This is a genomic window from Allokutzneria sp. NRRL B-24872 (assembly GCF_002155965.1).
Classification (GTDB): domain Bacteria; phylum Actinomycetota; class Actinomycetes; order Mycobacteriales; family Pseudonocardiaceae; genus Allokutzneria.
Genome location: NZ_MUMH01000064.1, coordinates 1 through 13235, shown reverse-complemented (window position 1 = coordinate 13235; position 13235 = coordinate 1). Strand labels below are relative to the sequence as shown.

The window sequence follows — 13235 nt, the reverse complement described above, 5'->3', positions numbered from 1 at the left end:
TCATGCGCGATCTTCCGAAGTCGTTCCGCCGTGTCTGGGCGGGCGAGTCGGTCTCCATGTTCGGGGACTACAGCTACGACGTCGTCTTCGCCTGGCTGGTGCTGTCGACCACCGGCTCCACGACCACCACCCTGGCCGCCGTGATGATCTCCATCGCGGTGCCGCGCGGCGCGTTGCTGCTGGTCGGCGGGGCTGTCACGGACCGGTTCTCGCCGAGGACCGTCATGTTGATCTCGCATCTCGTGCGCGGCGGCTGCGTGCTCGCGCTGGCAGTGCTCAACGCCACCGGCGCCCTCTCGGTCTGGCACTTCTTCGTCTTCGGCGTGATCTCCGGTGTCGCTGAGGCGTTCTTCTGGCCCGCGAGCACGAGCATCCTGCCGTCGCTCGTTCCCGACGAACAGCTCCCGAAGGCGAACGCGCTGCTCGGGATGAGCGAGCAGTTCGGCCGCCTGGTCGGACCGATCGCGGGTGGCGTGCTCGTCGCGCTGGGCAGCACCACCATCGCCATGATCGTGAACGCGGCGACGTTCCTGTTCGCGGCGTTGACGCTGCGCGGAGCGCCTGCGGGAGCACCGGCCGAGCGCCCCGAGACCCCGTTGTGGCGCGAGATCGGCGCCGGGCTGCGCTACGCCCGCGACAACGTGGAGATCCGGATCGTGTTGCTGCTGGTCACGGCGGCGACGCTGGCCTACGCGGGGCTGTTCGCCGTCGGACTGCCCGCGCTGGCCAAGGAGCTGTCCGGCGATCCGATCGCGCTCGGCGTGCTCGTCGCGTCGTGGGGGCTCGGCCAGCTCATCGGCGCCTACAGCGCGTCGGTCACCGGGCTGCCCCGGCGCTGGGGCTTGCTGATCATCGGGATGACGCTGTGCGAGGGCACGGCCTTCGCGGTCATCGGCTTCCTGCCCAGCGTGTGGGTCGCCGCGGCCGTGCTCGCCGTGATCGGCGTGGGGGTCGCGTACTCCAGTGACGTGGCGCTGCCCGCCTTCATCCAGACCACCGCTCCGCGCGAGCTGCTCGGCCGGGTGAACAGCATCATCGACCTGCCCCGGATGACCCTGGACTCCGTGTCGATCGCGCTGATGGGCGTGCTGATCGCGGTCGACGTGCAGTGGGCCTTCGTGGGCGCGGCACTGCCGATGCTCCTGGTCGGCGTCGGGCTGGCGTTCAGCAAGACGGCTCGGGGGATGAAAGCGGCTCGCTAGTTGTGCTGCTCGCGGGAGGCCAGGTCGCTCCAGAACTCGCGGAGCTTCGCGTAGCGCTCGGCGGCCAGCTCGGCGTTGCCCGTCTCCAGGGCGCTGAGCGCGACCTGGACGTCCTCGGCTGAGGTGTCCTCGGTCAGCTCGGTGTCCTCCAGGAGCTGGACGATGCCGCCGTAGTCCAGCTCGATCACCGAGTTGTCGTCGAAGTGCGCCAGCCAGCGCGAGGTGTCGCGGAGGATGCGGGCCGGGCCCTCCTCGCCGAGGGTCGCGGTGACCACCGCGTGCGCCTCCTCGGCGCGGCGGCGCGCGTCGGACATGGAGATCAGCCAGTGCACGCTGCGCTCCGCGTCCCCGCGCTCCTTCAGGACCACCTTGCGCGCGCCCGGGTCGACCAGCGCGAACCACGGCAGCGGCACGGTCCACGTGGAGGAGACGACGTGCGCGGCTCGGCGCGGCAGGTTGCTCAGCGCGGCCGACGCCCTCGCCCTGACCACCTCGACCGGCAGCGGCAGCGCCTCGTCGACCAGCGGTCCGACCGAGTGGGCCAGGAAGCCCATCACCCCGGCCGCGGCGCGCGGGCGGAGGTCGAGCGGGCAGACCAACGGGGACTCGTCGGAGTCGACCGCGTCGCGGCCGGGCGCGTCGGCGACGGGCAGGGTGATCACGTCGAGCCTGCGCAGCGCGCCTTCGCCCTCGGCGTTGTCGCCGGGGAGCAGGCGGGTCGGGGCGGTCGACTGTGTCCTAAGCCACAGTTCGCGCTCGCGATCGGCGGCCTGGGACCTGGTGAGCCCGCCTCCGTTGCGCAGCGCGTGCTCGACCTGCGAACGAAACGCGCCCTCCAGGGAGGACAACGGCTCGTACACCCGGAGATAGGCGACGAACGGACGGGGCACGGGAGGAATCGTGCCATGCGGTCTCGGCCCGGTCACAACCGTGTCATGAGGCACTGCCCGGAGCGCCGTGCCGCGTCGCATTCAGTGGCCTGGGCACGGTACGGTGACTGCCAGGAAACGAGTCGAGACGTGCGGGGCCACCACTGGTCGCCCCCGTCCCTGTATGAGGGGGTCGAGCCATGGGGCGCGGCCGTGCAAAGGCCAAGCAGACGAAGGTGGCCCGGGAGCTCAAGTACCACACCCCTCCCGCCGACTTCGATGCGTTGCAGCGCGAGCTGTCCGGTGACGAGAGTCCTCCTCCTCCGCCCTCCGTCGAGGACGAAGAGGACGACGACCCGTACGAGGACAGGTACGCGGACAAGTACCGCGACTGAATCCCTCTCCACACGCACATCAGGGCCGTTCCACCAGCACCGGTGGGACGGCCCTGAGAACGTGTCCATCGGGTTCGGAGTGCGTCAGTTGGCCAGGTAGCGGAGTTGGTGGGTCCGGGCTTCTTGGAGTTCGCGGTGGGCCTGGGTGATCTCGGCGCGGTGTGCGGTTTCGGGGACGCCGACCTGCCACCAGGCTCCGGCCTCGGTCCAGGACGACGGGTGCGTGCGCACGAGGACCATGACGGGACGGCGTTCCTGGCGGGCCTGCGATCGGGCGGCGGCGTACGCGGGACCGACCTCGGCGAGGGTGTCGGCCTGGATCACGCCGCAGCCCAGTGCAGCGGCGTGCGCGGCGAAGTCGACTCGGCGCTGGGAGCTGTCCGTGCCCTTGCCTGCAACTGTGCGGCAGTCCTTGAACATGTTGTTGAAGGCCGCGCCGCCTTGGCCTTGCTGGAGGCGGGCGATCACCGCGTAGCCGTCGTTGTCGCAGACGACCGCGACGAGGGGGTGCCCGGCGAACGCGGCGGAGAACAGCTCGGAGTTCATCATCAGGTACGAGCCGTCGCCGAGCAGTGTCGTGACGACGCCGTCGGGGTGCGTCTCGGCGCGGGCCATGGCGGCGCCCCAAGCTCCGGCGATCTCGTAGCCCATGCAGGAGAAGCCGTACTCGACGTCCATGGTCGCGGCGCCCAGTGCGCGCCACCCACCGATCAGCTCGCCGGGCAGGCCGCCCGAGGCGGTCATGACGTAGTCCTGCGGGTGCGCGTTGTCGTTGACGGCGCCGACGACCTGCGCGTAGGTCGGTAGCCCGTCCGTGGCTTGCCGGAGCCCGTCAAGGTGCTCGTCCCACTTGGCGCGCTCGTGAGCGGCAGAGGCCGTCCACGGGTCCTCGGCCCGCCAGTCGCCCAGCGCGCGGTTCAGTTCGCGCAGTCCCTCGGCGGCGTCGGCCACCACGGCGAGCGAACCGTGCTTGACCGCGTCGAAGCGCGCCGCGTTGATCGACACGATCTTGGTGTCGGGGTGGAAGACCGTCCACGACGCGGTGGTGAAGTCCTGGAGGCGGGTGCCGACGGCGATCACCACGTCGGCCTTCGCGGCGAGGGTGTTCGCCGACGAAGAACCGGTCACGCCCAGCGGCCCCGCGTGCAGCCGGTGGTCGTGCGGCACGAGGGTGCGGCCGGCGGTGGTCTCGGTGATCGGCACGCCGTGCGTCTGGGCGAACTCGATGACCTTGCCGCCCGCGCCGGAGTAGCGGACGCCGCCGCCGACCACCAGCAGCGGGCGCTTGGCGGCCTTGATCAGCTCGGTGGCGCGCTCGATCGACCGCGAGTCGGCGCGAGGGCGAATCATGTGGTGCACCACCGGCGCGAACAGCGACTCCGGGAAGTCGAACGCCTCGCCCTGCACGTCCTGCGGCAGCGCGAGCGTGACCGGGCCGCACTCGGCGGGGTCGGTGAGCACGCGCGCGGCCTGCGGCAGTGCGGCGAGCAGCTGCTCCGGCTTGGTGATCCGGTCGAAGTAGCGGCTCACCGCGCGGAAGGCGTCGTTGACCGTGAGCGTGCCGTCGCCGAAGTGCTCCACCTGCTGGAGGACGGGGTCGGGCGCGCGGCTGGCGAAGGTGTCGCCGGGCAGCAGGAGCACCGGCAGCCGGTTGGCGTGCGCGACGCCCGCGGCGGTGACCATGTTGAGCGCGCCGGGGCCGATGGAGGACGTCGCCACCATGACCTGGCGCCGGTGGGTGGCCTTGGCGTGGCCGATCGCGGCGAGCGCCATGCCCTGCTCGTTCTGCCCGCGCCACACCGGGATCTCGTCGCGGTGCTCTTCGAGGGCGTTGCCCAGGCCGAGCACGTTGCCGTGGCCGAAGATCGCGAACACCCCGGGGAACAGCGGCGCCTGCGAGCCGTCGAGCAGTTCCGTGCGCTGGGCGATCAACCACCGCACGAGCGCCTGGGCCGTGGTCAGCCGAACCGTACGCACTCCACTACCTCCTGGGTTGTGCCCTGAACGACCCGTTCAGGGAGTTCAGAGTCATTCGGGGCGTTTCGTGCTGAATGACTCGTTCACCACGTTGAGCGTGGTCAATGACTCGTTCAGCACGTTCAACCACATCAACGAGTCATTCAGCACGTTTGGGGACTGCGGTGGTGACGGGGCAGCGGGGGTCGGCGGGGGTGGTGGCCCAGGTGTCGCGGACCCAGGTGTGGGCGGGGTCGTCGCAGAAGGCCATGGAGCGCTCCTCGGCCGGGCCCGCGAGGACGTTGAGGTAGTACATGGGGTAGCCGGGCGCGGCGACGCACGGGCCGTGATATCCGCGTGGGATGAGGAAAACATCGCCGTCGCGGACGGTGACGTCCTCGTCGATCTCGCCGTCGCCGGTGTAGGTGCGGTGGAAGCCGAAGCCCTCGCGCGACGGGGTCACGCCGTCGCGCGCGGCGATGCGGAAGTAGTAGATCTCCTCGTTCATCACCTCGCACGGCTCGGAGTCGTCGTGCTTGTGCGGCGGGTACGAGGACCAGTTGCCGTCGGGGGTGATCAGCTCGCAGGCGTTGAGCTTGTCGGCGTGGTCCCACACGCCGGGAGTGCCGAAGTTGGTGACCTGCCGGGTCGCGTTGCCCGCGCCGCGCACCTCGACGGGGACGTCCTCCGCCGGGCCGTAGCGGGGTTCGAGGCGGCGCGTGCACTTGGCCATCGGCAGTGCGATCTCGGCTCCACCAGCTGAGGTCAGCGTGACGGACGCTTCCCTTGGCACATAAGCGAAATCGGTGACTCGCGTGAAGACGGACTCGCGGCCTTCGAGTTCGAAGCGCTGGCCGTCGACCTCCACCACGCAGCCGCCCGCGAGGGGGAGCACGAACGCCTCGAACTCGCCTGTCTCGACAACGCGCGGCTTGCCCGGCTCCAGCACGAGCACGCGCAGACCGCAGTGCGTCCAGCCCGCGTCCTCGGGAGTGAGCAGGATCGGGTCGCCGTCGACAGCGAGCGTCCCTTGTGGACGGTGGAGCGTCACGCGGAGATCTCCTCTCGGGTGGAGCGCAGAAGGCTCGCAGCGGTAGCCACGGCAGCGGCCACGTCGCCGTCCGGCGGGTAGAGCAGCGTGCGGCCGACCACCAGTCCGCGCACGACCGGATGGCGCAAAGTCTTGTCCCACAACGATGTGTCAGCGTCAGGACCACCGAGGACCAACGAGGGCAAGGTGGTCGCGCCGAGCACGGCGGAGGGATCGGCGGGCGCGGGGAGCTTGAGCCACGTGTGCGCCGAAGTGCGGCCGATACCGGAGGCGACGGTGACCGCCCTGGCCAACGACGCCGCGTCATCCTGGAGCACCAGCGAGCCGTCGCGGCGTTCGTAGGGCAGCGGTTCGACCATCGCCATGACACCGGCGGAGGCCAGAGATGACACGGCTTCCGCGCACGCGTGCAAGGTAGGAGCGGTCCCGGCGTCGGAGTTCACCAGGCGCAGCAGCATCTTTCCGCCATCCAACCGGTAGTCCACAATGGACTCTGCGGAGTAGGCGGTGAAGCGGTCGTCGATCTCCCAGTCCGCGCCCGCGAGGCCGCCGCGGTTCATCGAGCCGATGACGACCTTGTCGTGCAGGCCGTGCAGGAGAAGCAGTTCCTCGATGATGTCCGGAGTGCCGAGCACACCGTCCACCGCCGGGTTCTCCAGCGCGATGAGCAGGCGCTCCAACAGCGAGCGGCGGTCGGCCATCGCGGTCGGATCGCCTGCGGCGCCAAGGGCTCCGCGCGCGGGGTGGTCGGCGGCGACGAGGAACAGCGTGCCGCTCGGCCCCAGCAGCGGCCTGCGGCGACGGGCGGCGTAGGCGGACGCGATCGCTCCGGGCTCGAAAGCCCTGGTGTGCAACAACTTCCGCCAGTCGGCATCGGTGATCACGAAAGCTCAGCCTCGATCTCCTCAGGCGTCGGCATGGCGTCGGCGCACGCCAAGCGCGACGCGACCAGTGCGCCAGCCACGTTCGCGTACTCGGCGATGCGCACCGGGTTCCAGCCCGCCAGCAGCCCGTGTGCGAGCGCTCCGCCGAACGCATCACCCGCGCCGAGCCCGCACACGACCTCGACCGGGTGCGGCGGCACGGTCCACGAGCCCTCGTCGGTGGCGACCAGAACGCCCTCGGCGCCCTTCTTCACGATCGCCAGGCGCACACCGCGATCGAGCAAACGTTTGGCGGCTTCGTCGGGATCATCAGTCCCCACAGCGATTTCCACCTCGGTGCGGTTGCCAACCGCGACCGTGACGTGGTCAAGCATCCACGAGATCTCTGCGCGCGCGGAGACCTCGGACTCCCAGAACATGGGGCGGTAGTCCAGATCGAGCACCGTGTGCTCCCGGCGGCCCCTGCGCAGCAACATTTCCCGCTGCGTAGCTCTGGCAGGCTCCTCGCACACACCGGTTCCGGTCACCCAGAACAGCGGCACGTTCTCGACCTCGTCCCACGGCACGTCTTCCGGGCGCAGCCGGAGATCGGGCGCGGTGGGACGGCGGTAGAACAACAACGGCGGGTCGGCGGGCGGGTTGAGCGCGCAGAACACCACTGGAGTGAGCAGACCTGGTTCCGTGCCAACGTGTTCCGGCGAAACGCCGAAGTCGCTGAGCGCGCTGCGGACGTACGGGCCGAAGTCGTCCTCGCCGACCTTGGTGAACACGGCGGAGCGGCGGCCGAGCCTGGCCGCCGCCACCGCGACGTTGGTCGCCGTGCCACCGAGCGACTTCGCGAAGGTGCTGACCTCGGCCAGCGAAACGCCGCTCTGCTCGGGGTAGAGGTCGACACCGACGCGCCCGACCGTCAGCAGTTCCAATGCGCTCACGAGCCCATCCCCCGCAGTTCGTGCTCCAGCGCCTCCAACTCGGCGCCACCGGCCATCTGCCTGGTCAGCTCTTCGAGGGAGATGTCGGCCTTGTCGAAGCAGCCGAGGCTGCGCCCGCGCTTGAGCAACAGGAAGCGGTCGCCGACCGGGTAGGCGTGGTGCGGGTTGTGCGTGATCAGCACGACGCCGAGCCCCCGGTCACGCGCCTGCGCGACGTAGCGCAGCACGACCCCGGCCTGCTTGACGCCGAGCGCGGCCGTCGGCTCGTCCAGGATCAGCACCTTCGCTCCGAAGTGGACGGCGCGCGCGATCGCGACGCACTGCCGCTCACCGCCGGAGAGCGTGCCGACCGGCTGCTCCACGTTGCGGAGGTCGATTCCCATCTCCGCCAAGGCTTTCTTGGTGGTCGAGCGCGCATTCGCGCTGTCCAGCCGGGAAAACGGACCCCAGCCCTTGCGCGGTTCGGAGCCGAGGAAGAAGTTGCGCCACACGCTCATCAGCGGGACAACGGCCAGGTCCTGGAAGACCGTCGCGATGCCGCGGTCCAGTGCCTCGCGCGGGCTGGACAGCCGGACCGGTTCGCCCTCGATGAGGAACTCGCCGGTGTCGTGCTGGTGCGCCCCGGCCAAGATCTTGATCAGCGTCGACTTGCCCGCCCCGTTGTCGCCGAGAACGCAGGTCACCTCACCCGCGTTGACCACGGTGGACACTCCGTTCAGCGCGATCACGCTGCCGAAGCTCTTGCCGACCTCACGGGTTTCCAGAAGCGCGCTCATCGTCATTTCCTCACCCGCTCCGCCCTGCGGCGGAAGGCGTTGTTCACCAGGACGGCGGCCAGCAGCATGATGCCGAGGAACAGCTGGAACCAGTCGCTGTCCCACTGCGCGAAGACGATGCCCTGACGGGCCATGCCGAAGATCAGCGCGCCGATCGCGGCCCCGATCGCCGAGCCGAACCCACCGGTCAGGAGGCAGCCGCCGATCACCGCGGCGATGATGAACTGGAACTCCAGCCCGATGCCCTGGTTGGCCTGGACCGTGGTGAAGCGCAGGATGTTGATCGAGCCGACCAGCCACGCGGCGAAGGCCGTCGTCATGAACAGCAGGATCTTGGTGCGCACCACCGGAACGCCGACCGCGCGGGCGCTCGGGGCGGCCCCGCCGACCGCGAAGATCCAGTTGCCGAAGCGCGTGCGCACGAGCACCCAGCTGCCGACCGCCGCGGCCAGCACCCACCACACGATGGAGATCGGGAACGACGTCCCTCCAACGTCCACAGTGGACGCGAAGAGGTAGCCCGCCGACTCGTAGCCCTCGGCGGCGCGCATGCCGGAGACCTGCACCGAGCCGGTGACCAGCCGCGTGATGCCGAGGTTGAGCCCTTGCAGCGCGAGGAACGTGCCCAGTGTGACGATGAAGCTAGGCAGACCGGTCTTCATCACCAGCCAACCGTTGAGCGCGCCGACGCCGAGCGCGAACACCAGCGAGACCAGCAGCGCCAGCCAGGTGTTCCAGCCGAGCTGCGTCGCCAGGATCGCCGTCACCAGCGCGGTGGAGGCGGTCATCACGCCGGCCGAGAGGTCGAACTCACCGCCGATCATCAGCAGCGCGACCGCGACCGCCATGATGCCCAGCGTCGAGGAGTCGTCCAGCCAGTTCGCCACGCCCATCGGGCTGAGGAACTGGTCGGTGAGCACCGAGAAGAACACGAACACGGCGAGCGCCCCGAGCACCGACCCCAGTTCCGGCCTGCTGACCAGGCGATCCGCGAGGCCAACGCGAGCGACGCGCTCGTCGTCTCCCTGCACCGCCAACGCCATCCCAACTCCTTCGGTGAGATCCGGTGAGATCGGTGAGATCCGGCGGGCTCCGCGCGGAACCCGCCGGAGCGATCAGCGGGTGCCGCGGTCGGCGTTGCGGCCGACAGCGTCCACATTGGACTTCTCGACGAAGCCGGGACCGGTCAGCACCGGGCGGCCACCGCCGACGGTGTTGGCGTTGTCCTTGTAGAGCTTGAGGAAGACCACCGGCAGGTACCCCTGGAGGTACTGCTGCTGGTCGACGGCGAAGAGCACGTCACCGGCCTTGATCGCCGCCACGACGTCGGAGTTGAGGTCGAAGGTCGCCACCTGCGCCTTGCCACCGGTGTCCTTGGCCGCGCTCACCGCGTTGCCCGCGACCTGCGGGTTCAGCGTGAGCACCGCGTCGATCGACGGGTCCGACTGGAGCGCGCCCTTGAGCCTGGCCAGCGCGTCGGTCGGGTTGCTGATGTCGACCTGGAGCTTCTGCGTCGTGCCGAAACCCCGCTCCGCGCCGTCGCAGCGCTGGGTCAGCCCGATGTTGCCCGCCTCGTGGATCACGCACAGCAGCTTGCGCTTGCCCGCGTCCTTGAGCTTCTTGCCAGCCTGCTCGCCCGCGATGCCCTCGTTCTGGCCGACGTGCATGAGCGCGCCGAACTCGGTGCTGCGCTGCTCACCGGAGTTGATCGTGACGACCGGGATGCCCGCCTGGGTGGCCTTGGCGATCGAGTCGCGCAGCGCGTCCGGGTTGGCCATCGACACCACGATGCCGCCGACCTTCTGCGCCACCGCGTTGTCGATGGACTTCGCCTGCGCGGCGGGATCGCCGTTGGCCTGGTACTGGACCTCGACGCCGAGCTCCTTGCCAGCGGCCTCCGCCCCGTTCTTCACCACGTTCCAGAACGCGTCGCCCGGCGTCCCGTGCGAGACCACCGCGACCTTCAGCGGGCCACCCGAGGGAGCGGAACCCCCTGGCGCGCTTGAAGGAGTGGCACCCGTGCCGCCCGTGGGGCCACTGCACGCGGCGAGCACCAAGCCCGCCGCGGTGAGTCCGACCAACGCGCCGACGCGGCGGGATCGGTGAGACGTCATTGTCAACTCCTAGAAAGCGATCTCAGTCGAACTGCTTCCCCAGGTATTGCAGGCTCCGCTCGGTGTCCCGCACCGGCCGACCCGCCGCTTCGGCGTCCCCCACCTGCAACGCGGTGTCCTGTTCCAGGACCCACCAACCGTCGTAGCCGGACTCGCGCAGGAACGCGACGATACCGGCGATGTCCACGTCCCCGTCCCCGAGCGGAACGTAAATGCCCTCGCCAACGGCCTTGGCGTAGGCGAGTTCTCCGCGCTGGACCCGCTCCGCGACGTCGGCCCGGACGTCCTTGAGGTGCATGTGCCCGATCCGGTCGGCGTACTTGCGCGCCAGCTCGACCGGGTCGGTGCCGCCGATGAGCAGGTGCCCGGTGTCCAGGCACAGCTCCAGATCGGAGTCGGCCAGGAAGCGGTCGACCTCGTCGGCGTTCTCCACGTGCGTGCCGACGTGCGGGTGCAGCACGGTGCGAAGACCTTGTGCCGCAGCGATGTCTCGGATGCGGGCAGCGGTCTCGACCAGTGTGGCCCACTCCGCGTCGGTGAGCTTCGGCCGATCGTCGTAACCGTCGAGCCCGGTGGCCGCCGCGAGCACCAGCACCTCGGCCCCGGTCGCCGCGAGCAGCTTCGCCGCGCGCTCGGCTTCGTCCACAGTGGACTGGTCGCCGGTGTGCAAGGGGACGGCGAGGAATCCGCCCACCATGCTGAGGCCGTAGCCGCCGAGCAGTTCGCGCAGTTCGGCGGGGTCGGTCGGCAGGTACTCCGGCGGGCCCAGTTCGGTTGCCTGGACGCCGAGGCTGGCCATCTCGCCGAGCACGGTCTTCGCGTCGAGCACGTGGCCCCACCCGGGCACCTCGCAGACGCCCCACGAGATCGGGGCGGCGGCGATCTTCGGGCTCATCGGGTGACCTCCACTGACTGGGTGAGGCGCACCGGGTTTCCGGTACGGCGCGAGGTGTCACAGGCGAGCGCCAGCTCCAGGCTGGTCAGGCTCTCCCGTGCGGGCGAGGGGTTCTCGGCCTTGCCGGAGACCACGTCCACGAACACGGCCATCTCGTTGAGGTAGGCGTCGTGGTAGCGCTCGATGAAGCCGGGGTAGGCGCCGGGGCCGACCTTCGGGCCGTCGTTCTCCAGCGAGGTCAACGGGGTGCGGGGGTCGACGCCGACCGTCAAGGAGTCCTTGCTGCCCAGCACCTCGATGCGGTGGTCGTAGCCGAGCGGGTTGTGCCGCCCACCGGCGAGCGTGGCGTGCGCGCCACCCGCGAAGCGCAGCGTCACCACGGCGTTGTCCACGTCGTCGGCCTGCGCGAACGCGTCGTGCACGAGCACGGACCCGGCCGCGTAGACCTCCACGACGGGCTCGCCGACCAGCCACGGCACGGCGTCCAGGTCGTGGATGAGCAGATCGCGGAAGATGCCGCCGGATGCGGGGAGGTAGCCGAAGTCCGGCGGGTTCGCGTCGTGGCCGATCGCCCGGACGAGGTAGATCGTGCCCACGTCACCCGAACGGATGCGGCGGTGCAGCTCCACGGTCGCGGGGTCGAAGCGCCGCTGGAAGCCGACCAGGACCTCCACTCCGGACGCCTCCACGTCCTTGACCAGCGCGCGCATCTCGTCGATGTCGCTGGCGATCGGCTTCTCGCACAGCGTCGGCACACCGGCGGCCAGCGCCCTGCGCAGCATGTCCGGGTGCGTGTCGGTCGGCGTGGCCAGCAGGACCCCGTCCGAGGACGCCAGCAGGGCGTCCAGGTCGTCGACCGCGCGCACGGCGCCACCGAGCGCGGCGGCCGCCTGCTCGGCGCGTCCCGGCAGCGGGTCGAAGAGCACGACCTCGTCGATCCGGCCAAGTGAGGCGAGGTTGGCGGCGTGCATGGTGCCGATCCGCCCGACACCCGCAACTCCGATGCGCATTCGCTCTCCGTCCAGGTCAGGGGCTCGCGCCGTTAGAGCGCTCTATTGGTTGGAGCGCTCCAATGCTGTAGCGTTCTCCGCTGCAGTGTCAAGGCTCACAACCTTGGTAGCCGTCACGGGACCGGTCAAGGAGGACGCTGTGGCCCGTCCGACGATGGAGGACGTCGCGCGCGTCGCGAACGTGTCACGAGCACTGGTTTCCCTGGTGATGCGGGGTTCGCCGAAGGTGAGCGCGCAGCGGCGCACGGCCGTGCTCGAAGCGGCCGAGCAACTGGGCTACTCGCCGCACGTGATGGCCCGCGCGCTGGCCAGCCGGACCTCCACCGTGCTCGGCGTGATGCTCTCCGACCTGCACAACCCCTTCTTCGCCGAGGTCGCGGAGGGTCTGGACGCGGCGGCGCGGGCCGAGGGCTTCGAGCTGATCATCAACTCCGGCGGGCGGAGCCCCGCGAGGGAGCGGCGCGCGCTGAACAGCCTGCTGTCCTTCCGCCCAGCGGGTCTCGCGCTGCTCGGGCCGGTCGTGCCGTCAGCGGCGATCGAGTCCGCCGCCGAGCAGTCCCCGATCGTGCTGGTGTCGCGGTCCTCGCGCCTGTCCACTGTGGACACGGTGAACGACGACGGCGAGGCTGGCTCGCGAATGGCCGTCGATCACCTGGTGTCGTTGGGGCACAGTCGAATCGCTCACCTCGACGGCGGAGGTGGCTCGCAGTCCGCACTGCGGCGGCGCGGTTTCCAGATCGCGATGCGCGACCACGGGCTCGAACCGGAGGTCTTCCGCAGCGAGTACACGGACGCGGCGGGCGCCAAGGCGATCAAGGAGATGCTGCTCGCGCGGGAGACCCCGCCCACCGCCATCGTCGCGGCCAACGACTACAACGCGGTCGGCGCGATCTCCGCCCTGGAGGAGGCCGGGTTGCGCGTGCCGCAGGACGTCTCGGTGATCGGCTACGACAACACCTCGCTCGCGTCGATGCGCCACGTCTCGTTGACCACGATCGACCAGCCGCGCACGGAGATGGGACGGCTCGCCGCCGAGGCGCTGCTCCAGCGCGTGCGCGAGGGTCGGGCCGAACCGGTCCGGAAACTGTTGCACCCCAAGCTGGTCACCCGTTCGACCACCTGCCCGCCGCCCGCCTAGGCGCTGTCCTGTA

At 70.1% G+C, this 13235-nt stretch carries 13 protein-coding genes; 3 read left to right on the top strand and 10 right to left on the bottom strand.

The genetic code is table 11. The features are described 5' to 3' along the window. Positions 1-2: 2 nt before the first annotated feature. Positions 3-1202: an MFS transporter gene (locus tag CCN37_RS17205; RefSeq protein WP_086821799.1), complete on the top strand. Its 1200-nt coding sequence runs from the start codon at positions 3-5 to the stop codon at positions 1200-1202. Here the strand turns inward: CCN37_RS17205 and CCN37_RS17200 are convergent. Next, positions 1199-2092, bottom strand: a complete 894-nt coding sequence (locus CCN37_RS17200; RefSeq protein WP_086821798.1) for a hypothetical protein — start codon at positions 2090-2092, stop codon at positions 1199-1201. The genes CCN37_RS17205 and CCN37_RS17200 overlap by 4 nt on opposite strands. Before the next feature lie 179 nt (positions 2093-2271). Between CCN37_RS17200 and CCN37_RS17195 the strand changes: the two genes are divergently transcribed. Continuing rightward, complete coding sequence (locus CCN37_RS17195; protein WP_086821797.1) at positions 2272-2466, top strand: DUF3073 domain-containing protein; 195 nt, start codon at positions 2272-2274, stop codon at positions 2464-2466. Positions 2467-2550: 84 nt separating this feature from the next. Here CCN37_RS17195 and iolD read toward each other — a convergent pair whose 3' ends face one another. The 9 genes from iolD to CCN37_RS17150 form a co-directional block, all read right to left on the bottom strand. Next, the gene (iolD, locus tag CCN37_RS17190) at positions 2551-4443 is read right to left on the bottom strand and encodes a 3D-(3,5/4)-trihydroxycyclohexane-1,2-dione acylhydrolase (decyclizing) (protein WP_086821796.1); all 1893 of its coding nucleotides are present in this window, start codon (positions 4441-4443) and stop codon (positions 2551-2553) included. Between the two features lie 139 nt (positions 4444-4582). Beyond that, positions 4583-5473 carry a 5-deoxy-glucuronate isomerase gene (iolB, locus tag CCN37_RS17185; protein ID WP_086821795.1) on the bottom strand — a complete coding sequence of 297 codons (891 nt, stop codon included), beginning with the start codon at positions 5471-5473 and terminating at the stop codon, positions 4583-4585. Further along, the gene (locus CCN37_RS17180) at positions 5470-6357 is read right to left on the bottom strand and encodes an aldolase (RefSeq protein WP_086821794.1); all 888 of its coding nucleotides are present in this window, start codon (positions 6355-6357) and stop codon (positions 5470-5472) included. Before CCN37_RS17180 ends, iolB begins: the two co-directional genes overlap by 4 nt. Beyond that, the gene (gene iolC / locus CCN37_RS17175; RefSeq protein ID WP_086821793.1) at positions 6354-7289 is read right to left on the bottom strand and encodes a 5-dehydro-2-deoxygluconokinase; all 936 of its coding nucleotides are present in this window, start codon (positions 7287-7289) and stop codon (positions 6354-6356) included. Before iolC ends, CCN37_RS17180 begins: the two co-directional genes overlap by 4 nt. Beyond that, positions 7286-8065: an ATP-binding cassette domain-containing protein gene (locus CCN37_RS17170; RefSeq protein ID WP_086821792.1), complete on the bottom strand. Its 780-nt coding sequence runs from the start codon at positions 8063-8065 to the stop codon at positions 7286-7288. The genes iolC and CCN37_RS17170 overlap by 4 nt, the downstream gene beginning before the upstream one ends. Positions 8066-8067: 2 nt before the next feature. Continuing rightward, a complete protein-coding gene (locus CCN37_RS17165; RefSeq protein ID WP_086821791.1) occupies positions 8068-9108 on the bottom strand; it encodes an ABC transporter permease in 1041 nt (346 codons plus the stop codon). Between the two features lie 72 nt (positions 9109-9180). Next, a complete protein-coding gene (locus CCN37_RS17160) occupies positions 9181-10179 on the bottom strand; it encodes a sugar ABC transporter substrate-binding protein (protein WP_086821790.1) in 999 nt (332 codons plus the stop codon). A 22-nt stretch (positions 10180-10201) separates the two neighbouring features. Continuing rightward, positions 10202-11074: a TIM barrel protein gene (locus tag CCN37_RS17155; RefSeq protein ID WP_086821789.1), complete on the bottom strand. Its 873-nt coding sequence runs from the start codon at positions 11072-11074 to the stop codon at positions 10202-10204. After that, complete coding sequence (locus CCN37_RS17150; RefSeq protein WP_086821788.1) at positions 11071-12084, bottom strand: Gfo/Idh/MocA family oxidoreductase; 1014 nt, start codon at positions 12082-12084, stop codon at positions 11071-11073. The genes CCN37_RS17155 and CCN37_RS17150 overlap by 4 nt, the downstream gene beginning before the upstream one ends. Before the next feature lie 139 nt (positions 12085-12223). On the opposite strand from CCN37_RS17150, the gene CCN37_RS17145 reads away from it, so the two are divergent. After that, entirely contained in the window at positions 12224-13222 is a 999-nt protein-coding gene (locus CCN37_RS17145) for a LacI family DNA-binding transcriptional regulator (protein WP_086821787.1), read from the top strand. Positions 13223-13235 lie beyond the last annotated feature (13 nt).

Excerpts from the sequence above, each read along its gene's own strand:
- CCN37_RS17205 (WP_086821799.1), top strand. The coding sequence starts at position 3 with ATGCGCGATCTTCCGAAGTCGTTCCGCCGTGTCTGGGCGGGCGAGTCG.
- CCN37_RS17195 (WP_086821797.1), top strand. The coding sequence starts at position 2,272 with ATGGGGCGCGGCCGTGCAAAGGCCAAGCAGACGAAGGTGGCCCGGGAG.
- CCN37_RS17170 (WP_086821792.1), bottom strand. The coding sequence starts at position 8,065 with ATGAGCGCGCTTCTGGAAACCCGTGAGGTCGGCAAGAGCTTCGGCAGC.
- CCN37_RS17165 (WP_086821791.1), bottom strand. The coding sequence starts at position 9,108 with ATGGCGTTGGCGGTGCAGGGAGACGACGAGCGCGTCGCTCGCGTTGGC.
- CCN37_RS17160 (WP_086821790.1), bottom strand. The coding sequence starts at position 10,179 with ATGACGTCTCACCGATCCCGCCGCGTCGGCGCGTTGGTCGGACTCACC.
- CCN37_RS17155 (WP_086821789.1), bottom strand. The coding sequence starts at position 11,074 with ATGAGCCCGAAGATCGCCGCCGCCCCGATCTCGTGGGGCGTCTGCGAG.
- CCN37_RS17150 (WP_086821788.1), bottom strand. The coding sequence starts at position 12,084 with ATGCGCATCGGAGTTGCGGGTGTCGGGCGGATCGGCACCATGCACGCC.